23 protein-coding genes are annotated in these 26,201 nt (G+C 56.8%); 18 read left to right on the forward strand and 5 right to left on the reverse strand.

The window, feature by feature from the left end:
- Window positions 1–74: 74 nt before the first annotated feature.
- From ACRQV7_RS01790 to ACRQV7_RS01800, 3 genes are all read left to right on the forward strand, one after another.
- Window positions 75–1,064, forward strand: coding sequence for a glycosyltransferase family 2 protein (locus ACRQV7_RS01790; RefSeq protein ID WP_444659200.1), 990 nt, complete (start codon window positions 75–77; stop codon window positions 1,062–1,064).
- 24 nt (window positions 1,065–1,088) lie between these two features.
- Window positions 1,089–2,138 carry a lysylphosphatidylglycerol synthase transmembrane domain-containing protein gene (locus ACRQV7_RS01795; protein ID WP_444659201.1) on the forward strand — a complete coding sequence of 350 codons (1,050 nt, stop codon included), beginning with the start codon at window positions 1,089–1,091 and terminating at the stop codon, window positions 2,136–2,138.
- Window positions 2,139–2,225: 87 nt separating this feature from the next.
- Window positions 2,226–4,124, forward strand: a complete 1,899-nt coding sequence (locus ACRQV7_RS01800) for an NAD(+) synthase (RefSeq protein WP_444659202.1) — start codon at window positions 2,226–2,228, stop codon at window positions 4,122–4,124.
- Between the two features lie 200 nt (window positions 4,125–4,324).
- Here ACRQV7_RS01800 and ACRQV7_RS01805 read toward each other — a convergent pair whose 3' ends face one another.
- Window positions 4,325–5,122 carry a lytic transglycosylase domain-containing protein gene (locus ACRQV7_RS01805; protein ID WP_444659203.1) on the reverse strand — a complete coding sequence of 266 codons (798 nt, stop codon included), beginning with the start codon at window positions 5,120–5,122 and terminating at the stop codon, window positions 4,325–4,327.
- A 228-nt stretch (window positions 5,123–5,350) separates the two neighbouring features.
- Between ACRQV7_RS01805 and spoVAC the strand changes: the two genes are divergently transcribed.
- Both spoVAC and spoVAD read left to right on the forward strand, forming a co-directional pair.
- Window positions 5,351–5,794 carry a stage V sporulation protein AC gene (gene spoVAC, locus ACRQV7_RS01810; RefSeq protein WP_275717694.1) on the forward strand — a complete coding sequence of 148 codons (444 nt, stop codon included), beginning with the start codon at window positions 5,351–5,353 and terminating at the stop codon, window positions 5,792–5,794.
- A gap of 18 nt (window positions 5,795–5,812) precedes the next feature.
- Window positions 5,813–6,832, forward strand: a complete 1,020-nt coding sequence (gene spoVAD / locus ACRQV7_RS01815; RefSeq protein WP_275717693.1) for a stage V sporulation protein AD — start codon at window positions 5,813–5,815, stop codon at window positions 6,830–6,832.
- Between the two features lie 39 nt (window positions 6,833–6,871).
- Here spoVAD and ACRQV7_RS01820 read toward each other — a convergent pair whose 3' ends face one another.
- Window positions 6,872–8,395: a phosphomannomutase/phosphoglucomutase gene (locus ACRQV7_RS01820; protein ID WP_444659204.1), complete on the reverse strand. Its 1,524-nt coding sequence runs from the start codon at window positions 8,393–8,395 to the stop codon at window positions 6,872–6,874.
- 84 nt (window positions 8,396–8,479) lie between these two features.
- Between ACRQV7_RS01820 and ACRQV7_RS01825 the strand changes: the two genes are divergently transcribed.
- Window positions 8,480–9,145, forward strand: a complete 666-nt coding sequence (locus ACRQV7_RS01825; RefSeq protein WP_442868022.1) for an ABC transporter ATP-binding protein — start codon at window positions 8,480–8,482, stop codon at window positions 9,143–9,145.
- On the opposite strand, the gene ACRQV7_RS01830 is transcribed toward ACRQV7_RS01825, so the two are convergent.
- On the reverse strand, window positions 9,135–9,776 hold the full coding sequence (locus ACRQV7_RS01830; protein ID WP_444659205.1) for a GNAT family N-acetyltransferase: 642 nt from the start codon (window positions 9,774–9,776) through the stop codon (window positions 9,135–9,137). The genes ACRQV7_RS01825 and ACRQV7_RS01830 overlap by 11 nt on opposite strands.
- Window positions 9,777–9,991: 215 nt before the next feature.
- Between ACRQV7_RS01830 and ACRQV7_RS01835 the strand changes: the two genes are divergently transcribed.
- Window positions 9,992–10,249, forward strand: a complete 258-nt coding sequence (locus ACRQV7_RS01835; RefSeq protein WP_444659206.1) for a hypothetical protein — start codon at window positions 9,992–9,994, stop codon at window positions 10,247–10,249.
- 114 nt (window positions 10,250–10,363) lie between these two features.
- Window positions 10,364–11,320 (forward strand): ComEC/Rec2 family competence protein, encoded by a 957-nt coding sequence (locus tag ACRQV7_RS01840; RefSeq protein WP_444659207.1) that lies wholly within the window; start codon window positions 10,364–10,366, stop codon window positions 11,318–11,320.
- A 101-nt stretch (window positions 11,321–11,421) separates the two neighbouring features.
- Here the strand turns inward: ACRQV7_RS01840 and ACRQV7_RS01845 are convergent, their stop codons facing one another.
- Window positions 11,422–12,480 (reverse strand): hypothetical protein, encoded by a 1,059-nt coding sequence (locus ACRQV7_RS01845; protein ID WP_444659208.1) that lies wholly within the window; start codon window positions 12,478–12,480, stop codon window positions 11,422–11,424.
- Window positions 12,481–12,671: 191 nt separating this feature from the next.
- Here ACRQV7_RS01845 and ACRQV7_RS01850 point away from each other — a divergent pair, with 191 nt between their 5' ends.
- Entirely contained in the window at window positions 12,672–13,514 is an 843-nt protein-coding gene (locus ACRQV7_RS01850) for a DegV family protein (protein WP_275717687.1), read from the forward strand.
- 8 nt (window positions 13,515–13,522) lie between these two features.
- On the forward strand, window positions 13,523–14,371 hold the full coding sequence (locus ACRQV7_RS01855; protein ID WP_444659209.1) for a DegV family protein: 849 nt from the start codon (window positions 13,523–13,525) through the stop codon (window positions 14,369–14,371).
- Between the two features lie 42 nt (window positions 14,372–14,413).
- Here ACRQV7_RS01855 and dusB read toward each other — a convergent pair whose 3' ends face one another.
- The gene (gene dusB / locus ACRQV7_RS01860; protein WP_275717873.1) at window positions 14,414–15,400 is read right to left on the reverse strand and encodes a tRNA dihydrouridine synthase DusB; all 987 of its coding nucleotides are present in this window, start codon (window positions 15,398–15,400) and stop codon (window positions 14,414–14,416) included.
- Window positions 15,401–15,568: 168 nt separating this feature from the next.
- On the opposite strand from dusB, the gene polA reads away from it, so the two are divergent.
- From polA to ACRQV7_RS01900, 8 genes are all read left to right on the forward strand, one after another.
- The gene (polA, locus tag ACRQV7_RS01865; protein ID WP_444659210.1) at window positions 15,569–18,136 is read left to right on the forward strand and encodes a DNA polymerase I; all 2,568 of its coding nucleotides are present in this window, start codon (window positions 15,569–15,571) and stop codon (window positions 18,134–18,136) included.
- Window positions 18,133–18,981 carry a putative RNA methyltransferase gene (locus ACRQV7_RS01870; protein ID WP_444659211.1) on the forward strand — a complete coding sequence of 283 codons (849 nt, stop codon included), beginning with the start codon at window positions 18,133–18,135 and terminating at the stop codon, window positions 18,979–18,981. Before polA ends, ACRQV7_RS01870 begins: the two co-directional genes overlap by 4 nt.
- On the forward strand, window positions 18,960–20,126 hold the full coding sequence (locus ACRQV7_RS01875; protein ID WP_444659212.1) for a hypothetical protein: 1,167 nt from the start codon (window positions 18,960–18,962) through the stop codon (window positions 20,124–20,126). The genes ACRQV7_RS01870 and ACRQV7_RS01875 overlap by 22 nt, the downstream gene beginning before the upstream one ends.
- Entirely contained in the window at window positions 20,123–20,578 is a 456-nt protein-coding gene (gene rimI, locus ACRQV7_RS01880) for a ribosomal protein S18-alanine N-acetyltransferase (protein ID WP_444659213.1), read from the forward strand. Before ACRQV7_RS01875 ends, rimI begins: the two co-directional genes overlap by 4 nt.
- A 68-nt stretch (window positions 20,579–20,646) precedes the next feature.
- Window positions 20,647–21,657 carry a tRNA (adenosine(37)-N6)-threonylcarbamoyltransferase complex transferase subunit TsaD gene (gene tsaD, locus ACRQV7_RS01885; RefSeq protein WP_444659214.1) on the forward strand — a complete coding sequence of 337 codons (1,011 nt, stop codon included), beginning with the start codon at window positions 20,647–20,649 and terminating at the stop codon, window positions 21,655–21,657.
- Window positions 21,658–21,819: 162 nt separating this feature from the next.
- Window positions 21,820–23,583 (forward strand): phosphoenolpyruvate carboxykinase (GTP), encoded by a 1,764-nt coding sequence (locus ACRQV7_RS01890; RefSeq protein ID WP_444659215.1) that lies wholly within the window; start codon window positions 21,820–21,822, stop codon window positions 23,581–23,583.
- Between the two features lie 306 nt (window positions 23,584–23,889).
- Entirely contained in the window at window positions 23,890–25,335 is a 1,446-nt protein-coding gene (locus ACRQV7_RS01895; protein ID WP_444659216.1) for an NCS2 family permease, read from the forward strand.
- 131 nt (window positions 25,336–25,466) lie between these two features.
- A complete protein-coding gene (locus ACRQV7_RS01900) occupies window positions 25,467–26,189 on the forward strand; it encodes a 16S rRNA (uracil(1498)-N(3))-methyltransferase (protein ID WP_444659217.1) in 723 nt (240 codons plus the stop codon).
- Window positions 26,190–26,201: the final 12 nt, after the last annotated feature.

Below are 26,201 nucleotides of genomic sequence, written 5' to 3' on the forward strand. Positions count from 1 at the left end.
AACAACATACTGTTTAAAACGATACAATTCCAAAAGGGCGGCTGTTCTGCCGCAGGCCAAGAAAGGATGAGCTGATGTTGTCTGAAAAGGTAGCTGCACCGAAGATTAGCATTATCATACCGGTCTACAACGTTGAAAAATATATCGGCAAATGCCTGTCTTCTTTGGTCAGCCAGACATTTAGCGATTTTGAAATTATCACCGTCAATGACGGTTCCAAAGACAATTCCCTCGATATCCTCCGCCGCTTTGAGGAGAGATACGATTTTGTGAAGGTGATCGACCAGAAAAACGGCGGCATCGCCAATGCGCGCAACAACGGCCTTGCGGCCGCGCGCGGCGAATACGTCTGTTTTGTGGACAGCGACGACTATGTTTCCCCCACCTATCTGGAAGAACTGTACAACGCCTGTGTGGACACGGGCAGCGATATCGCCTGCTGCTATTACTATTTCCATTTTGTAGAAAATGATTTCCTGTTTGAATATCCGTTCCGCTGCCGCGGGATTCTGAAACCCGCCGAGGCGATGAAAAAGCTTCTGCGCGATGTGGAAATTCAGAGCCTTGTCTGGAACAAGATGTATAAACGCGCTCTTTTTACAGATTATGATATCAAGTTCCCGACCATGTGCTTTGAGGATATGGCCGTCGCGAACAAAATTTTTGTGCATGCAAACCAGGTGGTCGTCATCGACCGCCCGCTCTACTACTACAATCAGCATCCGGCCAGCACCCTGGCGACCATGAATGCGGACAAGATCAACGACTTCATCCGCGCGATCGCCATGGTCCGTATTTCGCTGGAAAAAAACGGGCTTTACGAAAAATATAAGAAGAGCTATCTGGCGCTCACCAGAAAAACGTGCGCCTGCTGTTATTTGTATGTATTAAAGCTGCATAATGAGAAAAAATGTATGCGTGGGTGCATGGCCAACATGCGCCGGATATCGCGTGCCATCAGGCATTATTCCGCGGATGAGTTCAGTCCTACGACCATGTTCAGCGAGCTGCCGGATGTGGTGGATGCTCCCGAAAAGCTGGAAAAGGACTACTCCACCCGCTGAAAAAAGTGGGAGTAAACGGAGAATATGAGCGAGAGCAGGAACAGGCCGTCTAAAATATTTCGGATTGCGCTTTTTGCGCTGACTTTGGGAATGCTGGCCTATTTCTGTCTTACGGACAATCATCTGCTTACTCTGCTGTACAGCTTTCACACGCTTGACCCGTACTGGCTTTTAGGTGCTTTTGGCTGTGTGGTGCTCAGCTGGATGATGGAAGGCCTTGTCACCCAAAACCTGGTCGCCGCTTCCTGTCACGGGGAGTATGGCTTCCGGCACGCTTTTAAGGTGACGATGGTCGGACAGTATTTCAACTCCGTGTCGCCGTTCGCGGCGGCCGGCCAGCCGATGCAGGTGCTTGCTCTGACAAGGCAGGGCGTTGCCTCCGGAATCGCTCTGTCCGCTTTGGTGCGCAAATTTTTGGTTTATCAGATTTCCATCACCGTTTATTCCATGGCGGTCATCCTGATCAAATATTCATTTTTCCGCAGTAAATTTCAGAGCTTTATGGCGCTGGCGGTCGTCGGCTTTCTCTGTCAGTCCGCGGTGGTGATCCTGCTTCTTTTATTTACCCACAGCCCGGCTTTCACCACAAGGCTGATCCATAGCTGCGTGTGGGTTCTGACAAAGCTCCATATTGTGAAAAATCCGAAGCAGGCCGACGAGAAGGTAAAAAGTCAGCTGGAATTTTACATGAAAAACAACAGGGCCATGCTGGGGAACCGGCGGATGAAAGGAAAAGTGTACGCGTACACCGCGGTTCAGCTTACTGCCGTTTTCGCGGTGCCTTTTTTTATCTATAAGGCTTTTCACAGTCCCGGCGCACCGTTTGTGGATATGGTGGCGGCGCAGAGCTTTGTCACCATGATTTCCACCTATACGCCGCTGCCGGGTGCCGCGGGGGCGGCGGAAGGCAGTTTTCTGGTTATTTTTCAGATCTTTTTCGGGCAGGACATTCTTCATCAGGCCATGCTGCTTTGGCGGTTTACCGCTTATTATTCCTGCATCATCGTCGGGGCGTTTTTTGCCGGGATGGACCGGAAAAGCGGTAAGCAAAGCCCGCGTGGAAAATCTTCATAATATCAATTTTATCGTGGGAGGGGGCAGGCATCGGAGTTTCCCGTACGCCGCGGCGTAGCGAGGGGGACAGGCCCGGTGCCGTGTTGAATGAAGGACGGTTTTTTCAGGGTGGCGGCGGCGACGCCGTCCATTAAGGTTGCCGACTGTGAATATAATAAAAATCAGATTCTCGATCAGATGCGCGAATGTGAAAAACGCGGGGTGACCGCGGTGGTTTTCCCGGAGCTTTGCCTGACCGGGTACACCTGCGGCGACCTGTTCCGCGACCGCACGCTGATTTCCGCCGCGCAGAAGGCGCTCGGCGATCTTCTGGAGCAGACCCGCGGCATGAACCTGCTCGCGGTGATCGGGCTTCCCGTTCCGGTCGGGGCGGACCTTTACAACTGCGCGGCGGTCATCTGCCACGGAAAGCTGCTGGGGCTGCCAGCCAAGAGCAGCATTCCGAATTACAGCGAATTTTATGAAGCGAGGCATTTCACGCCCGCGCCCGCGTACGCGGAAACCCGCTTCTGCGGCGAGACCGTTCCGCTGGGAAACAGCCTGATCTTCCGGTGCGAAAGCGCACCGGAGCTGGTGGTCGGCGTGGAAATCTGCGAAGACCTGTGGACCCCTTGCCCGCCGTCCGCGCGGCTGGCGCAGTGCGGGGCCACCCTGCTGCTCAACCCGTCCGCGAGCGACGAGATCATCGGCAAGGCGCCCTACCGCCGCAATCTGGTCAACGGGCAGTCCGCGCGGCTGCTCGCGGCCTACGCTTACGCCGACGCCGGGGAGGGGGAGTCCTCCACCGACCTGGTGTACTCGGGGCACAACGTGATTGCAGAAAACGGGACGGTCCTTGCCGAATCGAAGCTGTTTACGACGGGGCTGACCGTGGCGGATGTCGACCTGCAGCGCATGATGCAGGAACGCCTGCGCACCACCACATGGTCAAACATGGGAGAGGCCTGTGAGGTCGGCTTTGACATGGACATGCCCGATCCCATACTGGAGCGGAAATTCCCGGCGCTTCCCTTTGTGCCGGACGATACCAGAGATTTGAGCGAGCGCTGTGAAATGATCCTGAACATGCAGGCCGCGGGCCTCAAAACAAGGCTGAAGCACACCGGCTCCAAATGCGCGGTGATCGGCGTTTCGGGCGGGCTGGATTCCACGCTTGCCCTGCTCGTCATTGTGCGCGCGTTCGACCTTCTGAAGCTGGACCGCAAGGGGATTCTGGCGGTCACGATGCCGGGCTTCGGCACGACGAAGCGTACCAAAAGCAACGCCCAGCGCCTTTCCGAAATGCTGGGGGTCACCCTGAGGGAGATTCCCATCGGGGAGTCGGTGTCCCGGCATTTCGAGGATATCGGCCACGACCCGAATGTGCGCGACGTCACCTATGAGAACGCGCAGGCGCGCGAACGCACACAGGTCCTGATGGATCTGGCGAACCAGTGCGGCGGGCTGGTCATCGGCACGGGCGACCTTTCGGAGGTCGCGCTCGGCTGGGCCACCTATAACGGCGACATTATGTCCATGTACAGCGTGAACTGCTCCATTCCCAAAACGCTGGTGCGGCATCTTGTGCATCATGCCGCCGTCAACAGCGGCGAAAAGCTGTGCGCGCTGCTGAAGGACGTGCTGGACACCCCGGTCAGCCCGGAGCTTCTGCCGCCGGAAAACGGGGTCATCGCCCAGAAGACGGAAAATATCGTCGGCCCTTACGAGCTGCATGATTTCTTCCTGTACTACATGCTCCGCTTCGGGTTCACGCCCGCGAAGATTTATCATATGGCGCAGAGCGCGTTTGCCGGAATCTACGACGGCGCGACGATCAAAAAATGGCTGACGACCTTTTACCAGCGGTTTTTCACGCACCAGTTCAAGCGTTCCTGCCTGCCGGACGGCCCGAAGGTCGGCAGCGTCACGCTGTCCCCCCGCGGGGACTGGCGGATGCCCAGCGACGCCTCCTCGGCTCTCTGGCTCAAAGAAATCGAATCGCTGTGATCAGACCCCTGCCTCCCTCTTTGAGGGAGGTGGTGCGCCCGGCGTGACGGAAGGAGTTTCGGAGCATCAGGCTTCGATTTAACGTAAGCTGACTGGAAGTGCCGCCGTAGGCGCTTCCCGACCGGCAGGTCCTCAACACAAAACAAATCCCCTTTCCAGTGCCGTTAGCCGGTTGGAAAGGGGATTTTTACGTCATCTTCTTATAACAGGGACATCGAGCTGTCCGTATCGGAGGACGTAAAGCCTGAGAGGTCGGAGGACATCATCTGGGTGGTGTTCATCTGCATCTGGGCGATAAAAAGCCGCAGGAACGCGAGGTAATCGTCATAGGTGAAAGCGGCGCCGGAAGCGCCGGCTCCGGGGGAAACCGCCGACGGGGAGCCGGTCAGCGCCGAAAGGCCCGTCAGTCCCGTCCCGTTAACGGAAGCGTTCAGAAGCGAGCTCAGTTCGGAAAGCGCGTCGGCCGGCGCGGAAACATCCCCGCCCGCTTCGTTCAGCACTTTGGAAATATAAGCCTGCGTCTCTTTGAACGGAGGAATTCCGCCGTACTTGGCGACGTTGCCGCTGCCCGCATTGTAGGCCGCGAGCGCCAGCTTGGTGTCGCCGTCGTACCGGTCGAGCATCTGGCTCAGGTATTTTGCCCCGCCCATGATGTTCTGCTCCGCGTCAAGGGGATTTTCCACCCCCAGCGAGGCGGCGGTTCCCGGCATCAGCTGCATTACGCCCTGCGCGCCGCAGCTTGAAACGGCGTCCGCGTCAAATCCGGATTCCACCTTGGCGACCGCTTTGAGCAGGTTCACCGGGAGATTATATTTTTGGGCGGCGGTCTGGAAGATATCCTCCATGCTGCCCTTTTTCTGTTGACTGTCCTCTGCGCCGATCGCGTTTTGCAGCAGATTGGAAAATACGGAGGCCGGCGCACTTTTGTTAACCGCTGGGTTTGTGCGGTTCAGAGCGGATATTTGATGATAGTAACCGGAAAGAATACGATTGTCCATGATCATGCTCCACAGTTTATTTTCCTGATATTGGAATCTTTATTTATCATAACGTATTTTGTCGAAAAATCCAACCTTTTTAACAAAAAAATAATTTTTTTTCTGATAAAGCGGTTCCCGTGCGGAAAAAAAACCCTTTCCGGGCACAAAACAGACGCCGAAAAATCGGGCCGGATTCGTATATTTTGTGGGCTGGATTGGCAGAATATTTTTGAAGGAGGTGCCGAAATGACAATATCAAAAGGGGAATACAAAAAGATGGCGGATAAAGCTTCGCCCGGTACGACATACGTGAAAAATACCATTCTCGCGTTTGTGGTCGGCGGCGGTATCTGCACACTCGGACAGGCACTGGTTAACCTGTATAGGAACTACGGGCTGGAGCTCAAGGACGCGCGCGCGTGGGTTTCCATCAGCTTAATCGCGCTCAGCGCGCTGCTGACCGCGCTGAAAATCTACGACAATATCGCAAAGCACGCCGGGGCCGGTACGCTGGTGCCGATTACGGGGTTCGCCAACTCGATCGTCGCTCCCGCCATGGAGTTTAAAAGCGAGGGCTATGTCATTGGAATGGGCGGAAAAATGTTCGTCATCGCGGGTCCGGTGCTGGTTTACGGAATCGCGGCCTCGATCTTATACGGCCTGATTGTATGGTTTTTCCATTTATACTAAGGATGAGGAGGAATGGCTATGCCTACCCGAATCGGCAAATATACGGTTGAACTGACCAGTAAGCCCGTGATTCTCGGTTCCGCCTCGGTTGTCGGCAAAAAAGAGGGCGAAGGGCCGCTCGGACAGTATTACGACCAGTGCCACAACGACACGACGCTGGGGGAGTCAAGCTGGGAAAAAGCGGAAAGCCGCCTGCAGAATGAGGCGGTCGTGCTTGCGGTGGAAAAGGCAAACCTGAAAAATTCGGATATCGACTGCATTCTGGCGGGGGACCTGCTGAATCAGTGCATTTCCTCCACCTTCGGCCTGCGCAGCCTGAACATCCCGTTTCTCGGGCAGTTCGGCGCCTGTTCCACCATGGCGCAGACGCTGGCGATCGCTTCTTTATTCACGGAGTCCGGCGCGGCGCGGCGGGCGGTCGCGGTGACCTCGTCCCATTTCTGTTCCGCGGAGCGCCAGTTCCGGTTCCCGCTGGAATACGGCGGGCAGCGGACGCCCACGGCCCAGTGGACGGCTACGGCGGCCGGGGCGATTGTGATGGGTTCCCCGCAGCAGAAACAGGAGGGCCAGGTTGTCGTGGACTCCGTCACCTTTGGACGGATCACCGACTTCGGCATCAAGGACGCGGCAAACATGGGGGCCGCCATGGCCCCGGCCGCGGCGCAGACGCTGATCGATTATTTATCGGACACCGGCGCTTCGCCGAAGGATTTTGACCTGATCCTGACGGGGGACCTCGGAAGCATCGGCAGCGACCTGATGGAAAAGCTGCTGATGAAGGACGGAATCGATATCAGCGCCGTACACAATGACTGCGGGCTGATGATCTACGACATTGAAAAGCAGGACGTCCACGCGGGCGGTTCCGGCTGCGGATGCTCCGGCGCGGTGCTGTGCTCCTATATCATGCAGCAGATGCTGGCCGGAAAGCTGCACAAGGTGCTGTTTCTGGGGACGGGCGCGCTGATGTCGCCCACCTCGTCGCAGCAGGGGGAAAGCATCCCGGGCGTGGCGCATCTGGTCCTTTTGAAAGCGTGACGCAAAAACAAGGGCGGCTCATGGCCGCCCCTGTGTTATTTAACCGATGAATTTTTTCAGAGGGGAGATATCCAGACCGGAACAGGTGCGCAGGAAGCCGTAGAGCTGTTCCGCGATCAGCCTGTTCCCGCCCGGGGTGTCGCTTTCCACGTTCAGCGGCATCAGGGGGTCGTGCACGCTCAGGCGAAGCAGGAACCAGCCGTTTCCGTTCTCTTTGCCGAAGGAAATGCGGATGCCCTCGCGGTTGTCGGGCGCGATCTGCCAGCCCGTTTGCTGTTTGGCGTAAGCCTCCAGATCGGAAATGATCCGGTTGCCGCATTCCCGGAAATTTTCCTCCAGAATCGGGAAGCGCAGTTCGGCGGCCTCCGCCGGTTCCGCCAGCGGCAGGAGCAGGCTTTCCAGCGTCTTTCCCTGTGCGCGCAGCCGGGCCATTTTGATAATGATCTTTGTCACAAGATACGCGCCGTCGTCCAGAAAATAATTTTCGCGCAGGGCGGCGTGGCCGGAGGTCTCAATGGCCAGCGGGCAGTTGACGCCCGTTTCGTTCAGACGGATCGCCTCGTTGATGACGTTTTTATATCCTCTTTTGAAACGGTGGTGCTTCCCGCCCAGCGTTTTTTCAATATAGGTCTTCAGTCCGCTGGAAGTGATGGAATCCGTTACGATGGTGCCGCCCGGGTTGTCCTCGAGCGCAATCGCGGAGGCGATGGCCACCAGCCGGTTGCGGTTGATTTCGTCCCCCTTTGTGTCCACCGCGCCGCCGCGGTCCACGTCGGTGTCGAAAATGACGCCCATGTCCGCTTTCGCGGCAACGGTCGCCGCGCACACGGACTGCATGGCGGCCTCGTTTTCCGGGTTCGGGATATGGTTCGGGAAGGTGCCGTCCGGCTCCAGAAACTGGCTGCCGTCGGTATCCGCGCCGAGCGGGGCCAGCACGTCCCGCGCGTAGAAGCCGCCCGCGCCGTTGCCCGCGTCCACCACGATTTTAAATCCCGCGAGCGGATGCTCGTAGTCCGCGGCGTTTACGCCGGATTTGATTTTTTCTCTCAGGTTCGCGCAGTACCGCGCCATATAATCGACCTTTTCCACTGTTCCGGAGCCGGGCAGGGGCCTTCCTCCCTCCTGCGCGTGCAGCAGAATCTGCTCGATATCCGGTGCGTCCAGGCCGCCGCTTCTGGTGAAAAATTTCAGCCCGTTGCGGTTGAAGGGGTGATGGCTCGCCGTGATCTGTATGGAGCCGTCGCAGCCGAGGTCGACTGTGGTCATAAACATGGAGGGGGTGGAGGCCAGCCCGCAGTCCAGCACCCGCACGCCCGCGCCGGTAAGCGAGCGGGTCACCGCCGCCTGAATCCGGTCGGCGGAAATGCGGGAATCATGCCCCACGGCGACGGTCAGCGCGGAAGCGTCCTTTTGGGTAAAGGCTTCAAGCCACAGGACGAAGCCCGCCGCCATTTTTTCAATATTTTCATCGGTAAGGCTGATTTCCTGCCCCGGTACTCCTTCGCTGGCCACTCCGCGGATATCGGTGCCGCTCTTAAATTGTTTCCAATACTTTGTAAGCATCAATCTGTCCCCTTTATGCTGTTATTTGGTCTTATTATAAGCGATTCAGGGATATTTGTAAACGAGGTGTTCACGATCGGAAATTTGATTACAATCAGTAATATTTATAAGATATACAACAAAGGGGAGAACGAAGTGCGCGCGCTGAACGGCGTTTCCCTGTCCATCGACGAGGGTGAATTCGTCGCCATCGTCGGCCAGTCCGGCTCGGGAAAGTCGACCCTGATGAATATTCTGGGCTGTCTGGACACGCCGACCATGGGCGAGTATTATCTGGACGGGGAAAACGTGGCGGGTCTGAGCGAAAAGCGGCTGACGCAGATCCGCAACTGCGAGCTCGGGTTTGTCTTTCAGGGGTTCAATCTGATCGGCGGGCTGGACGCGCTTGAAAACGTGGAGCTCCCCCTGCTTTACCGCGGGATTCCAAAATCCGGGCGCCGCGCCCTTGCGCAGGAGGCCCTTTCGAAGGTCGGGCTGACGAACCGCGAGCACCACAGGCCCGACCAGATGAGCGGCGGGCAGCAGCAAAGGGTGGCCATTGCGCGCGCGATCGCGGCAAAGCCACCCATTATTCTGGCCGATGAACCGACCGGAAACCTGGACTCAAAGTCCGGCGCGGCGGTCATGCGGATATTGAATTCTTTAAATGAAGAAGGGAAAACGGTTGTTTTGATTACGCACGACGAAAAAATTGCCGCTTCTGCGGGCCGCGTGGTACAGATACAGGACGGCCGGATCGTCAGTCAGTAAATTTTTCGTCGACAATGGTGTCCCTGAATTTGGGAAGCAGCTCCCGGCGGTGCTTTAGGTAAAAGAAGCAGTAGTCGTACATCTGGCTGACCGCCTGCATCTGCACGGAGCGGCTGATGGTAATATATCCGCAGCGAGGTTTGAAATACAGGTGCATCAGAAAGCCCCCGTCCTCGCAGGGCTGAAGAAATTTCGCGTGGAGGCGGCGCGCGCCCAGCTTTTCGTAGAACCGGATGCGCCGTTTCTGCCGCTCGGCAAGCTCCGTGTCGGTTTCGGAGACATACTCCACGGAAAACAGGATGCCGTCGAACGGGCCGCAGTATTTCTGCCAGAGTGCGCGGAACAGCGCGCTGCCGTATCCGCAGGCATGGTATTTTTTCAGGACGGCCAGGTAATCCAGCCAGAGAATATTGCTGCCCTCCATCGCATACACCAAAGCGTAGCCGATCAGCTCGTTGTCGGAAAGCCGCCGGAACAGCAGGATTTTATACCGGTCGCCGTTCAGAAGCTGCAAAAACCTTGGATACGGATACAGCTCGCAGGGCGGGAACTGCTGCTTCATGTCCTCGTAAATCATGGGCAGGTCCGTTTTGTCACCCAATACGATGGCGGACCCGGGTGCGAAAGCCATTTTAACAATCTCCTGTCTTGATAGCAAAGTTCCGGATGCGGACTCTGCTAAAGTAATCAATAGGCATTATAGCACATCCGGCCGGAAAACTGCAAGCCGTCCCGGCAGACGGAAGGCATGCCCGCTCATTGACAATCAGGAAGAAAATGTTATAATGGCCTTGGAAGATATTCGTATCACTGACCGGTGAAATTCACCGCCGAAGGAGGTTTATTATGACGTCATCTACGCTTCAACTGCATGATGTGGATGTTCCCGCGTTTTTAAAGGTGCTTGACCAGTGCGAGGGAAACGTCTTTCTGGTAACGCGCGAGGGCGACCATCTCAATTTAAAGAGCAAGCTCAGCCAATTAGTCGGGCTGACACAGCTGATCGAAGGCGGAAAAATCGCAGAGGCCTTTATTGTCTGTGAAAAGCCGGAGGACGAATCCAAGCTTTTCCGCTTCAATCTTTTCGGAACGGAAAAAGCGTAATCGGCAGGAACGAATCTACCGCCTTGGCACGATTCCACCTGGCAAGTTTTTCGACACTCTCGCCGCCCGTGAGGGCGGTTTTTTTAGTACACGGGAACATAAGGAGGAACATTATTGGCACACAGAAAAAATCAGAGAACACCTTTCTGGGTCTCTCTGTTGATTTTTGCCGCAATTTCGGCGGCTATGGCGTTCGGGTCCCGCGGCGGGACGGGGATGGTCGCCGGTCCGGCGCCGCAGAGCTCCTCGGGTGGTGCACAGCCGTCCGGGGCGGAGCAGGACGCCACAAGCGTCTACTTTCTTGACGTAGGGCAGGGGGACAGCGAGCTGATCCGCCTGAAAACAGGCGAAAATATCCTGATCGACGCGGGCACCCCGGAAACGGCGCAGGAGCTTGCCGATTACCTGACAGATCTGGGGGTTTCAAAAATCGACTGCCTGATTGCGACGCACCCCCACGCCGACCACATCGGCGGGATGGAGCAGATCGTCGACCGCTTTTCCATCGGGAAGGTCTATATGCCCAGAATCCCCGACAGCCAGATTCCCACCACGGCAACCTATGAAAAGCTGCTGACCGCCATCGACCGGAAGGGGCTGAAAATCACCGCCGCGAAAGCGGGCACGGTGATTTTTGACACCGGGGAGGAAAAACTGGAAATACTGGCTCCGAATTCCGAAAAATACGGCGATCTGAACAGCTATTCCATCGTGACGATGCTTACAAGCGGCGAAAAGCGCTTTCTGTTTACCGGGGACGCGGAATCGGACAGCGAAAAGGAGATGGTGGAAAAGGGGTACGACCTGCGGTGCGACGTTCTGAAATGCGGGCATCACGGCAGCTCCACCTCCACCAGCGCCGCCTTCTTAAAGGCGGCGGGCCCGAGCGCGGCGGTGATCTCCTGCGGCCTGAACAACGATTACGGCCACCCGCATAAGGAAGTGGTGGACCGGCTGAAGAAAGCCGGAGTAACTATTTACCGCACCGACCGGCAGAAAACCGTTTTGGCACGATGCGACGGGAAGACGATCCGGTTTACCACGGGGCTGAAATCGGTCGCCGCCGAATAAAGCGGAATCAATCATTTCAAAGGATCATAAAAAAGCGCCTTGAACGGAAAAAACCCGGTTCAAAGCGCTTTTATTTTTTCTGTTTTTAAAAGAGCATTCGCTTACTTTTCTTCGTTGAAAAACTTCTCCCAGTCAAAGTTGCTGTCCTGTACCGGCTGCGCCTGTGATTTCGGGAGAGAATCGCGGTCGGGGGAAGAAACGGACGGATTGCTCCGGTTTAAAAGATCCTGCGGAATGGGCGCGGTTTCTTCCCGATCGGGCTTCACCGGCCTTTTATCCGGCTGCGGCTTCGCGGCGGGCCGGTGTTTTGCGATGGTCCGGGATTTCGCAGCGGGCGCCAGCTCTGCGGCGGCGGGGGCTGCGGCTTCGGCCGAGCTGGACTGAATGTCGGTAAAGGACTGCGTATCGTCGGAAACGGCATCGGTTTGATGCTGCGCCTCGTCGCTGTAGGAGCTGATGTCCTCAAAAGCTACGGGCTCATCGGCTTCCTGAACGCCGCCCGCGGGGGCGAATTTCAGGTTTTGACGGCGCCCCTGAAAAAAAAACTGAAGGTAGATGAACAGGCCGATCCCGCACATTGCAAGAACAATCAGCACAACACCCAAAATCAGAAGCCAGGATACGCCGCCGATCCCCGACGGGGGTTCGGCTTCACTGCTGACGGTACCGGCGGCCGCCACCGTCTCGCTGGAAGAAGAATCTCCGCTGGAAAGAAGCTCGCCCCAATCCTGGGAAGAAAGCACGTCCGGGTCGCTGATGGTCTGCGCCGCCTGAGAAGCTCTTTTTTCCACCTCGTTGGCGTGGGTATCGACATAGTGGTTTACCACCGGCTCCTTGCTGGAAACCGCGGCCGGCTCGGAACTTTCCGGATTACTCACGACGGACTCGGCCTGGCTGTTTTGATCGGGCTGAGAAGATTCCCCCTGTGAATTACCGTCGGGCTGGGACGTCTCTCCCGGCTGGGAAGAAACGTCCCCCTGCGAAGCACCTCCGGGATGGGAAGAACCGCCGCCCGTGGAAACGGAGCTTGTGGTCTCCTGCCCGGGCGGGTCGACCGGAACGGTAGCATTGCTCTCTGCAAAAGCAGTCAGCGTAAACACCGTGACCGCAAAAATCAGTGTCAGAAACACTGTCAGAAATCTCTTCGATTTTATATTCATTATCACAAATCCTCTCAATGCTGATAAGCTGACATAAACATATCATATCATATAATATAGTTCCCATACAACTGTGAATTTTCTGTAAAATTTCCATAGAAATACATTTGCGGCAGAGGAAGATTGAAAAAACGGTTTCAGGATGATATAATTAAAAAATTAGTATGCAAAATGATTTTGGGAGTGCGATTATGGGCGTAATTATCAGCACCGACAGTGCCTGCGACTTGTTTCCCGATTTATATAAGCAGTATCGGGTAGAGATTGTCCCGCTTTATATTACGGTGGAAGGCCGCACCCGCCGGGATGTTTTTGAAATCGGGCCGGACGACCTTTTTGTGGATTACGAGAAAACGCACCGGCTGCCGAAAACGTCGGCTCCTCCGCCCGCCGATTTTTTTGAACTGTTCAAAAAGCAGGTGGAGAACGGAAACGATGTGGTCCATATCGCGATGAATTCCAAATTTTCCTCGTCCTATCAGAACGCCGTGATCGCCGCGCAGGAATTCGACAACGTTTATGTGGTGGACACCTTTACGCTGAGCTCCGCTCAGGGCCTTTTGGTGCTCCGGGCCGCCGACATGCGCGACGCGGGGATGTCCGCGAAAGAGATTTTTGACAGGATCGAAACAGACAAAACCAAAATGCGAACCAACGTGCTTCTGGATACGCTGGAATTTGCCTACCGGGGCGGACGGGCCACCATGCTGCAGATGTTCGGGGCAAACCTGCTGAAGCTGCGCCCATGCCTTCTGCTGGACACCCACGGCGTGCTTTCCGTGCGGCGGAAATTCCGCGGAAATTTTGCGCAGGTCTGCAAGGAATATATCCGTTTTGTACTGGAGCAGCCGAATATGGACGACGAGCGCGCGTTTGTTTCCACCACGGGGATGGACCGGTCACTTTTTGACAGCGTTGTCAGAATGGTGAAGGAAAGCGGGAAGTTCCGGCAGGTCCTCACCTCGCGCGCGGGATGCAGCATGACGGTCCACACGGGCCCCAACACGCTTGTTTTGTTTTACAAGGAAAAATAGGAGGAGCTATGCAGCGAAAGGTAAAAATTGTAGCCGACAGCACCTGCGACCTGAACGCACAGATGCTGGAACGCTACCGGATTGAAGTCATTCCGCTCAACGTGAATCTGGGCGACAAGTCCTATCTGGACGGGGTAACCGTCCATACGCCGGACCTGTTTGAATATTATAAAAAGACCGGACAGCTTCCCACCACCTCCGCGCCGACTCCCGCGTATTACGAGGAGTTCTACCGCAGGTGGACGGATGAAGGCTGGGAGGTCGTGCATTTCAGTATCAGCGCGGAGCTGACCGTGACGCCGAATATCGCGAAGATGGCCGCCGAAAAGTTTGACGGCGTTTATCCCGTGGACTCCCGCAACGTGTCCAGCGGCATGGGCATCCTTGCCGTGAAGGCGGCCGAACTGCGCGATCAGGGATATTCCGCGGCGGAGATCGCACAGCGGATCGGGGCGATGACCGGGAAGGTCCGCACCACCTGCGTGATCAGCACGCTGCTTTATATGTATAAGGGCGGGCGCTGCACCGGGGTGCAGGCGCTGGGCGCGAACCTGCTGAACCTGAAGCCCTGCATCGACGTGAAGGACGGCAAGATGGGCGTCGCCAAAAAGTACCGCGGAAGCCTGAAATCGGCAGTCTGCAAGCTGGCGGAGGACAGGCTGAAGGGCGCGGAAAACATCGATCTTTCCCGTCTGATCATCGCCCACTACGACGTGGACAGTGAAACCATTGAAGCGGTCAGACAGAAGATCATGGAATACCAGAATTTTGAGGAAATCGTGGTCGGGGACTGCGGCTGTTCCGTTTCGGTTCACTGCGGGCCGGGGACCTTCGCCATTGTTTATATGGAAAAGTAAGTGAAAAAATGACCGCCGGAGAAACCTCCGGCGGTTTTTCCGTTATAGAGGCTGTGTGGGTTCGCTGTTCGCCAGAAGGATATCCCGGGCCAGCTCCTCCAGCTGCTCCCAGCTTTCCAGAACTCCCGCCCGGCGGCGGAACGACGCGGCGTTTTTCATTCCTTTCAGGTACCAGCCCACATGCTTGCGCGCCTCGTTCATGGCGCGGCGCTCGCCCTTGTATCCGCACATCAGCCGGATATGCCGCAGCATGACCAGGATGCGCTCATGGATATCCGGCGGAGGGACGATTCGGCACGAATCGGTCAGGTAGGCGTTGATCTGTGAAAAAATCCACGGGTTGCCCAGCGCCCCGCGCCCGACCATCACCGCGTCGCAGCCGGTCTGCTCCAGCATCTGCGCGGCGGCCTTCGCGGAAACAACGTCGCCGTTTCCGATCACGGGGATGCCGACCGCCTGCTTGACCCGGCGGATGATTTCCCAGTCCGCGCCGGGGGCGTACATCTGCTCGCGCGTGCGGCCGTGGACGGTGACGGCGTCCGCACCCGCGGCCTCGCAGATTTTAGCGACTTCCACCGCGTTGACGCTGCCGCTGTCCCAGCCCTTGCGTATTTTCACCGTGACCGGTACGGGGACGGCGCTTTTGACCGCCGCGACGATTTCCCCGCAGAGTCCGGGGTTTTTCATCAGCGCGCTGCCGGAGCCGCTGCAGCTCACCTTCGGCGCGGGGCATCCCATGTTGATGTCGATCACGTCCGGGCGGTACTCCATCGCCTTTTTTGCCGCCTGTGCCATCACGGCGGGCTCGCTGCCGAAAAGCTGGATGCCCGCCGGGCGCTCCGCGCCGCTCAGCTCCATCAGTTCGCCGGTCTTTTTGTCGTTGAACTGAAGCCCCTTCGAACTGACCATTTCGCTGACCGCATAGGAGGCCCCGAACCGCACGCAGGTCTCGCGGAAAGCCCGGTCGGCCACGCCGGCCATCGGCGCGAGCACGGCGAAGCCATCTATTTGTAAATTGCCGATTTTCATGCAAAATTCCTTTCCGTTTTAAAATCCGCGTTCATTATAACACTTATTTTTTTCTTTGGAAAGTGCTATAATACCAATGTATATGTTTGAAAAGAGGCGAGGCTTTCCGGCCGGCGATGCTGCTTTCCGGTCCGCCCGCAGACGATACTGCTGAAAAAGGAGAACAACATGAAGCTGCTTGTACTTGACGGAAACAGCATATTGAACCGTGCGTTCTACGGCATCCGCCTTCTGACCACGAAGGAAGGCATTTTTACCAACGGAATTTACGGCTTTCTGACCATGCTGCAGAAACTGAAAAACGAAACCGATCCCGACGCGGTGGCCATCGCGTTCGATATGCGCGCGCCGACCTTCCGCCACAAGGAATACGCGGGTTACAAGGCGCAGCGCAAGGGGATGCCCGAAGAGCTGGCCCAGCAGCTTCCCAATCTCAAGGAATTGCTGCGGCTTTTAGGCTACCGTCTGGTGGAGTGCGAGGGCTTTGAGGCCGACGATATTCTGGGCACGCTGGCGCACCGTTGCAGCGAAACCGGGGACGAGTGCATTCTCGCCACCGGCGACCGCGACAGCCTTCAGCTGGTCGGGCCGCGTGTCAGCGTCCGGCTTGCCGCGACCAAATTCGGCCAGCCGCAGGTCACGGTTTACGACGAGGCCAAAATTATGGAGGACTACGGCGTGACCCCGAAGCAGCTGATCGACATCAAGGCGATTCAGGGGGATTCGTCGGACAATATTCCGGGCGTCGCGGGCATCGGCCCGAAGGGCGCGGGCGACCTGATTCAGAGATATCACGATCTGGATTCCATTTATCAGGAGATCGATACGCTCGATATCAAGGAGGGAATGCGCCAGAAGCTGATCAGGGACAAGGAGACCGCCTATCTGAGCCGCTACCTCGGGACCATCCGCACGGACGCGCCGGTCGATACGGAAATTTCCCACTATATTCCGCAGCCCTGCGACAATGACGCCGCCGCGCGCCTGATGGCAAAGCTCGAATTTTTCTCGCTGATCGACAAAATGGGCCTGCGCGAACCCGCTGCTTCTCCGGAGGCGGAGAAAGCGGAGGAAGCCGCGCCGGGCGTTGCGGAAAACACCGACCCGGCCGCGCTTTTGAAGGGACTGCAAAAGGCGGGCCGCGCCGACTTTATCGCGGAGGATGACGGCGGGAACCTGAAACTGTATCTCAACAGCGGCAGCCGGATTCATGTGATCGACGACGCCGGATGGATCAAACGGCTCTGTGAGGACGAAACCATCCGCAAGAATACGCATGACATCAAACCGCTTTACGCCGCGCTGCTGGCGCGGGACATCGTGCTGAAAAATCCCGGGATCGACACGATGCTGGCGGCTTACCTGCTCAATCCGTCGGCGTCCGGCTACGAGCCGTCCCGGCTGGCGCAGGAGTACGGCCTTGCCCTGACCCGGCAGGAGGACGCCCTGCTGACGGACGCTTGTGTGATGCCCGCGCTTGCGGACGTGCTGGCCGGTGAAATCGGGAAGAAAAACCAGACGGAGCTGTTAAATAACATCGAAATGCCCCTGGCGGAAGTGCTGGCCCGCATGGAAACCGTCGGCTTTGCCGTGGACAAGGACGGCATCCGCTCGTACGGAGAGGTTTTACAGGCACAGATCGACACGATCCAGACGCAGATTTATGAAACGGTCGGCTATGAATTCAATATCAATTCCCCCAAACAGCTGGGCGAAGCGCTGTTTGAAAAACTGGGGCTGAATCACGGGAAAAAGACGAAAACCGGCTATTCCACGGCGGTGGAAATTCTGGAAAACCTGCGCTATGAGCACCCGGCGGTGGAGCTGGTGCTGAATTACCGCAGCCTGGCAAAGCTGAAATCCACCTACTGCGAGGGCCTTTTAAAGGTGATCGCGCCCGACGGGAGAATCCATTCCAATTTCAACCAGACGGAAACGCGCACGGGCCGCATCAGTTCCACGGAGCCGAATCTGCAGAACATCCCCGTGCGCACCGACCTCGGCCGGGAAATGCGCCGTTTCTTTGTCGCGCGCGAGGACTGGGTGCTGGTGGACGCGGATTACTCCCAGATTGAGCTGCGCGTTCTGGCGCATGTTGCCAATGACAAAAATATGATACAGGCGTTTTTGAATAACGACGATATCCACCGCAGCACGGCGGCACAGGTGTTCCATATGCCGGAGCAGATGGTCACCCCGGTGATGCGCAGCCGCGCCAAGGCGGTCAATTTCGGCATTGTGTACGGGATCGGCGCGTTTTCCCTTGCGAAGAACATCCATGTTACGCGCAGGGAGGCCGATACCTATATCAAGGATTACCTTGCCCACTATTCCGGGATCGACCGGTATATGAAAGAGGTTGTGGCGCGGGCGAAGGAAACCGGCTACGCCGAAACCATGTTCGGCCGCCGCCGTTACCTGCCGGAGCTGACCTCCAGCAATTTCAACATGCGCTCGTTCGGCGAACGGGTGGCGCGCAATATGCCGATCCAGGGCGCCGCCGCCGATATCATCAAAATCGCCATGGTGAAGGTGGAAAAGCGGCTGGAAAAAGAGAATATGCGGTCCCGTCTGATTTTGCAGGTGCACGACGAACTGATTGTGGAGTCCCCGAAGGACGAGGCGGAAAAGGCCGCGCGGATTCTGACGGAGGAAATGGAGAACGCCGTTTCCCTCTCGGTGCCGATGGTTGCCGAGGCGAAAATCGGAAAAACCTGGTACGAGGCGAAGGCATGACCATTTTCACCTGCCCTGTCTGCCGGGAAAAGCTGGACAGGCTTGCGAAAGCCTATGTCTGCAAAAACGGGCACAGCTACGATATTGCGGGGGAGGGCTATGTCCACCTTCTGCCGCCGAACAAAATGCGCGCCAAAGTACCCGGCGACAACAGGGAAATGACCGCGTCGCGCCGCCGCTTTCTGGAATCCGGCGCCTACCGGCTTTTCAGCGACAGGCTTAACGAGCTGGTGCGCGCATATTCCCGGACAAAAAGTCCAACCATCCTTGACGCGGGCTGCGGGGAGGGCTACTATACCGGGCGCCTGTGCGACGACCTGCTTTCCCACGGGTTTTCCCCGCGGGTCTTCGGGTTTGATATTTCCAAGTTCGCGGTAAAGGCCGCGGCGAAAAAATATAAATCGATTTCCTTCGCCGTCGCCAGCAGCTTCGCCATCCCGGTTTCGGACGGCGCGGCGGATTTTGCTCTGGACGTGTTCGCGCCGGTGGTGGAAAGCGAGCTGAACCGCGTGCTCAAACCGGGCGGAACTCTGATTCTGGCCGTGTCGGGTCCCCGCCATCTGTACGGGTTAAAGGAAATCCTGTACGAGAAGCCCTATGAGAACGAAGCGTTTGAGGCGGATTACGGCGGGTTTGCCTTTGCCGGCCGCGTGCCGGTACAGACCGACGCCGCGATTTCCGGCGCGTTGATTCAGGACCTGTTCGCCATGACACCTTATTTTTACAAAACCGGGGCGGAGGGCGTACGGCGGCTGAAACAGGTACGGACGCTAAAAACGCATCTCGAATTTGATTTTCTAATCTATGAAAAGGTGGGAGAAAATTGCGCAGGCGCAAAGAGCTGACAAACGAACAGTTTGAAAACATGGGCTTCCTTGTTCTGATCACGGTGCTGGCCCTGCTGTGCCGTTTTCTGCTTTTCCCGTTTGAGTCGGGGGATTACCGCCAGTTTTTGCAGGGATGGTACACCGCGCTGAAGGACAACGGCGGCTTTGCGGCGGTGGGGATGGATATCGGCGACTATATGCCGACCTATCTTTATCTGCTTGCCGGGTTTACCTATCTTCCCGTTTCCGGGCTGACCGCCATTAAGCTGGTTTCCAGCCTGGCGGACATTGTTCTGGCCATTTACGTAAGGAAAACGGTCCGGCTGAAGGTTGACGACCCCCTGTACGGAGGCATGGCTTACGCAACTGTTCTGTTCCTGCCGAGCGTGGTGCTGAATTCGGCCGTCTGGGGACAGTGCGACGCGATTTTTACCGCCGCGCTTGTCGCCTGTGTGTACTATTTCATGCTGGATAAGGAATATCAGGCGGTCGCCGCCTTTGCCGTCGCGTTTATTTTTAAATTGCAGGCGGTGTTTCTGGCGCCGTTTTTGCTGCTCCTGCTCATCAAGCGCAGGGTGCGCCTCAGCACTTTTCTGATGATTCCGTTCGTGTACCTGCTGGCCATCCTTCCCGCCCTGTTTCTGGGGCGCAGCATGCGGGAACTTCTGACGGTGTATTTTTCCCAGGCGGGGCAGTATAAGATGATCGCCATGTTCCTGCCGAACCTGTACACCTGGCTGCCGGAGGACACGCCGGAGTACATCAGCGCCGCCGCGGTGATCCTGGCCGGCGCGCTGACCATTGCCGCGCTTTTCTATCTGTATAAGAGGAAGTTTGTTTTTACGGACGAATTGTTTGTTTCGCTGGCGCTCTTTTTCGCGCTGTTTTTACCGTTCGTCCTCCCGCATATGCACGAGCGGTATTTCTATCTGGCGGATATCCTGTCGGTTGTCTTCGCGTTTTATTTTCCGAAGATGCTCTATGTGCCGGTGGTCACGGTGCTGAGCTCCACCTACGCCGTCTGCCACAACCTGTTCAACACGGACTTTTTCAGCGTGCAGCTGCTGGCGGTCATGATGCTATTTATTCTGATACAGGTCGCAAGGCACGCGGTGCGTCAGATTGACCTGCAGTCGGAGCAGCCGGGGCAGGTGCCGGGGTGAGCGGGGCGCGGATCGTGCCGATGGGCGGGGAGCACCTTGACGCGCTGACGAAGATCGACGCCCTCTGCTTTTCGGACCCCTGGACGCGCGAAGGGCTCCGCGCGGAGCTTTTCAGCGATACGGCCCGGTTTGCCGCGGCGGAGTGCGGGGGGGAAACCGTGGGCTGCGCGGGCATGCACTGCGTCTGCGGGGAATGCTATATCGACAAGGTCTGCGTCCACCCCGGCTTTCGCCGGAGGGGGATCGCGCGGGCGCTGGTGCGGTATTTAATAGAGGATGCGGTCAAAAACCATGCGGAATTCATCACGCTGGAGGTGCGGCGGAGCAACGATGCCGCCGTCGCGCTTTACGCCGGGCTCGGTTTTGAGCCGGTCGGGGTCAGAAAGGATTTTTACACGTCACCGAAAGAGGACGCGCTGCTGATGACGAGATTTTTTCAGAATAAAGGATGAATGCGCCGGTTTTCCGTCAGACAGCGGGCCGGACGGTTTTATTTTAAAGAATAAGGGGAAAATAGAGAATGCGGATTTTAGCACTGGAAAGCTCCTGCGACGAGACCGCCGCCGCGGTGGTGGAGGACGGAAGAAAAGTTCTGTCTTCGGTGGTTGCCTCACAGGTGGAGGAACACAAACTTTACGGCGGCGTCGTGCCGGAAATCGCGTCGCGCCGCCACTGCGAGGCGATTGTGGGCGTTACGCAGAAAGCCCTTGACGACGCGGGAATGACGCTGGACGAGGCCGACGCCGTCGCCGTCACCTATGCGCCCGGACTGATCGGCGCGCTGCTGGTGGGCGTGAATTTTGCGAAGGGGCTGGCCCTGTCCTCCGGAAAGCCGATCGTGCCGGTGCATCACCTCCGCTCGCACATCGCCGCGAACTACATCACTTCACCGGAGCTGAAGCCGCCGTTTCTGTGCCTGATCGTCTCCGGCGGCCACAGCCATATTGTGGAGGTAAAGGATTATACGGACCTTCATGTTCTGGGCCGCACGCGCGACGACGCGGCCGGCGAAGCCTTTGACAAGGCCGCGAGGGCCATGGGGATGCCTTACCCCGGCGGGGTGGAGATGGACCGCCGCGCCGAGGGCGGGAACCCCAACGCTTTTTTGCTGCCGCGGCCGACGGTGGACGGCTCGCCGTACGATTACAGCTTTTCCGGGCTGAAAACGGCGGTCATCAACCTGATCCACAACGCGCAGCAGAAGGGACGGGCCTTGCCGGTGGAGGACCTGGCGGCCTCGTTCCGCAAGGCGGTGGTCGACTGTCTGGTCAAAAATTTTGTGAAGGCCGCGCAGGATACCGGCAGCACCAGGCTGGTGATCGCGGGCGGCGTTTCCGCCAATTCCCTTCTGCGCAGCCGTCTGCAAAAGGAGTGCGGGGACCGCGGCTGGGAATTCTATATGCCGGAGCTGAAGCTTTGCGGGGACAACGCCGCCATGGTCGGCGCGCAGGGCTACTATGAGTTTCTTGCAGGAAACATTGCGAAAATGGATCTGAACGCCCACGCGGCGATGCCGATTGAAGGAAGCTGATGAAAATCCTCCAAAAGTGGAGCAAAAGCTTTGTGCATTTTACTATGGTAAATTTTTAACGAATTCAATATTTCAAGATTGATTAAAACGCCGCAATGTATTATAATGGGATCTAATATCATCAATTTTGGAAGGTCATTGGACCGGAAGGAGAAATGAGTCATGACAAGCAACAAGTCTGTTTTGAACTGGATCGAGGAAATGAAAGCGCTTGTTGGTCCGGATAAATTAGTCTGGATTGACGGGTCAGAGGCTCAGCTTGAGGCATTGCGCGCCGAAGCCTGTGCTTCGGGGGAGCTTATCAAGCTGAATCAGGAAAAACTCCCTGGCTGCTACCTGCACCGCACCGCGGTAAACGACGTTGCCCGCGTTGAGGACAGGACCTTTATCTGCTCCCGCAAAGAAGAGGACGCAGGCCCGACCAATCACTGGAAGGATCCTCAGGAAACCTATAAAATGCTTTACGACATCGCAAGGGGCAGCTACAGGGGCCGCACCATGTACGTGATTCCCTATTCCATGGGCCCGATCGGCTCGCCGCTTGCAAAAATCGGCGTAGAGCTCACAGATTCCATTTATGTTGTATTAAATATGGCGATTATGACCCGTGTGGGCCAGAAGGTCTGGGATACGCTGGGCGACAGCACCGACTGGGTAAAGGGCCTGCACTGCAAGTGCAGCATCGACGCGGAAAAGAGATACATCTGCCACTTCCCGGAGGACAACACCATTATCTCCGTCAACTCCGGCTACGGCGGAAATGTTTTGCTGGGCAAAAAATGCTTTGCGCTGCGCATCGCTTCCTACCTTGGCAAGACCGAGGGCTGGATGGCGGAGCATATGCTGATTCTCGGCATTGAAAACCCGAAGGGCGAAATCAAATATGTCGCCGCCGCGTTCCCGTCCGCCTGCGGCAAGACCAACCTGGCGATGCTGATTCCGCCGGAAGGCTACCGCAAGAAGGGCTACAAGGTCTGGACGGTCGGCGACGATATCGCCTGGATGCGCCAGGGCCCGGACGGCAGGCTGTACGCGATCAATCCTGAAAACGGATTCTTCGGCGTTGCTCCCGGCACAAACGCAAAGTCAAACCCGAACGCGCTTGCTTCCACAAAGTCCGGCACCATCTTCACCAATGTTGCTCAGAATTTAGACGACAACACCGTCTGGTGGGAGGGCCTGGACAAGAATCCCCCGAAGAACGCGGTCAACTGGAAAGGCGAGCCCTGGGACGGCACTACTTCCGACCAGAAGGGTGCTCATCCGAACAGCCGCTTCACCGCTCCCGCAAAGAACTGTCCCTGCGTCAGCCCCGAGTTTGACAAGGGCGCCGGCGTTCCGATTTCCGCCATCATCTTCGGCGGCCGCCGCGCACAGACCACTCCGCTGGTCTATCAGTCCCGCGACTGGAACAACGGCGTTTTCGTCGGCTCCATCATGGCTTCTGAAACAACCGCCGCCGCGACCGGCGCAGTCGGCGTAGTCCGCCGCGACCCGATGGCGATGCTGCCCTTCTGCGGCTACCATATGGGCGACTACTTCAAGCACTGGATCGAAATGGGCGAAAAGCTCGGTGATAAGGCTCCGAAGATTTTCAACGTCAACTGGTTCCGCCTCGACGAAGAAGGCCACTTCATTTGGCCGGGCTTCGGCGACAACCTCCGCGTGCTGGAGTGGATCATCAATCGCTGCGACGGGAAGGCCGACGCCGTTAAGACCCCGATCGGCTTTGTTCCGAAGGCGGAGGACATCAACCTGGAAGGCCTTGACTTCAGCGTAGACACCCTGAAGAGCATTCTTGAGGTCAAGAACGATCAGTGGGTCAAAGAGGCCGAGGGCATTGAGGAATTCTACAAGAAGTTCGGCGATAAGCTTCCGAAGGAGCTTCGCGGTCAGCTCGATACTCTGAAGAGCAACCTGAAATAATTACCATATTGATTTTCAGCGGCGGCTTTGTTGGAAAGCCGCCGCTTGTTTTATGCCTTTTGCAACTTGAAAGCGGTTTCATGCATCTTTTGGGATAGAGCACTATAAATTTGGCACTGAAACCCGCTTTTTTGCATTTTGAAGACGAAATTGTCTCAAAAAGTATGAATAAATTGTTTCTAATTCAAAAAGTTTGTGTAAATATCACATTGTCATATCCTGCCGAAAGCTCTATACTATAAATAAATCATGTTGATTACCCGGCAACGCTTTGTCGGGCACTTTTATTTATCAGGAGGAAAAATTATGGCAGGCAGTTCAGAAACAGCATACCATCCGAAGGGAGACTTCTTTAATTTAAAGGGCAATCATACGAATGTCCGTACAGAAGTCGGAGCAGGTCTGACCACTTTCTTCGCAATGGCGTACATCATCATCGTGAACCCGACCATGCTGTCCCAGACAGGCATGAAGTGGGGCGCCGTATTCCTTGCGACCATCATTGCTTCCGTAATCGGCACTCTTATTATGGGCCTGTTCGCAAATGTTCCGTACGCGCAGGCTCCGGGCATGGGGCTTAACGCCTTCTTTGTGTTTACCGTATGCTTTGGCTTACAGTTCAAATGGCAGGAAGCGCTCGCAATGGTCTTCATCTGCGGCCTTGTCAACATTTTCATTACGGTAACCAAAATCCGCAAGCTCATCATCAAATCCATTCCGGAAAGCCTTCAGAATGCCATCGGCGGTGGTATCGGCATTTTCATCGCCTACATCGGCATTAAAAACGCGGGCCTGATCCAGTTCACCTCCGACCCGGGTACTTATGTCCTTCTGGACAGCAAAACAGTCATCGCCTCCAGCGCCGCGGTCCCGGCCATTGTAAAGCTGAACGCACCCGTCGTGCTGCTCGCACTGTTCGGACTTGCGCTGACCGTCGTTCTTCTGGTCAAAAACGTCAAGGGAGCTATTTTGATCAGCATCGCGGCAACCACGATTATCGGTATCCCGATGGGGATCACCACCGTCGGCCAGAGCATGGGCTTTGGGGAAGCCTGTTCCCAGCTGCCGGAAACCTTCGGCGCCGCTTTCGGCAACCCCGGTATGGTTTCGCTCTTTGCCGACCCGGCGAAAATCCCGCTCGTATTGATGACCATTTTCGCCTTCAGCCTTTCCGATACCTTCGACACCATCGGTACCTTTATCGGCACCGGCCGCAAGACCGGCATCTTCACCGCAGAAGATCAGCTGGCGCTGGAAACCAGCAACGGCTTTAAGTCCAAGATGGATAAGGCCCTGTTCGCGGACGCAACGGCGACCTCCATCGGCGCGATCTTCGGTACCTCCAACACCACGACCTATGTGGAAAGCGCGGCGGGCATCGGCGCGGGCGGCCGCACCGGCCTGACCAGCGTCGTGACCGCGGTCATGTTTATCATCAGCGCGTTTTTCGCTCCGCTGATCAGCGCGGTTCCTTCCGCCGCTACGGCACCCGCCCTGATCGTCGTCGGTATTATGATGCTCAGCGCCTTCAAGGAGATTGAGTGGACCAGCCTGGAAGAGGCGATTCCCGCTTTCTTCGCCGGTATTTTCATGGCGTTCTGCTACAGCATTTCCTACGGGATCGCGGCAGGCTTCATTTTCTACTGCCTGATCAAAATTTTCCGCGGCAAAGCCAAAGAGATTCACCCGATTCTCTGGGTTGCCACCGGCCTGTTCGTTCTGAACTTTGCGATTCTGGCGGTTATTTCCTGATTTGTTCATCCTATTTCTCATAGAGGCCCCGCACGGTACCGTGCGGGGCCTTTTTTCTTTATTCCTGCGGTTTCCTGTGGTATAATAGCCGCAGGAAGTTTGTATTTTATTATTGAAACCTGAGGTGGATTATGCCCAGATTTTTTATCAACTACGTTCCTGAGGAGCAGGTGGTGATCGCCGGGGAGGACGCCCGCCACATTGCGCGGTCCCTGCGTATGCAGTCCGGCGAAAGCCTGATTCTCTGCGACAGCATCGGAACGGACTACAACGGCAGAATCGAGAGCGTGGCGGACGACCGGATCGTTGTGCGCGTCCTGAATTTCTGCAAAAGCGTGGCGGAGCCGGGCGTCCGTGTTACGGTGTACCAGGGACTGCCCAAGGCGGATAAGATGGACAGCATTGTGCAGAAATCGGTGGAAACGGGCACGGTGGGGATTGTGCCCGTCATAACCGCCCGCTGTGTCTCAAGGCCGGACGAAAAAACGGCGGCCAAAAAAATTATCCGCTGGCAGAAGATCGCACAGGAAGCGGCCAAGCAGAGCGGCAGGGGAATCATCCCGCAGGTCGCCCCGCTTACGGATTTCCGTCAGGCGGTGAAACAGGCGGCCCAAGCCGGGGAGATCATTCTCTTCTTTGAGGGCGGCGGGCAGAGCATCTCAAAGCTGGCAAACGGCGAGACCCGGGAGCTGGCGATCTTTATCGGGCCGGAGGGCGGCTTTGAACAGTCGGAGGTCGACTTCGCGGTGGAAAACGGCGCGGCTGTCGGCACGCTCGGCACGCGGATCCTCCGCACGGAAACCGCCCCTATTGCGGCACTTTCGGCGATTATGCTCGCTACGGGGAATATGTAGCCGGACAATGTA

The sequence above is a fragment of the Caproiciproducens lactatisolvens genome (assembly GCF_052443335.1).
In the GTDB taxonomy this organism is placed as follows: Bacteria; Bacillota; Clostridia; order Oscillospirales; family Acutalibacteraceae; genus Caproiciproducens.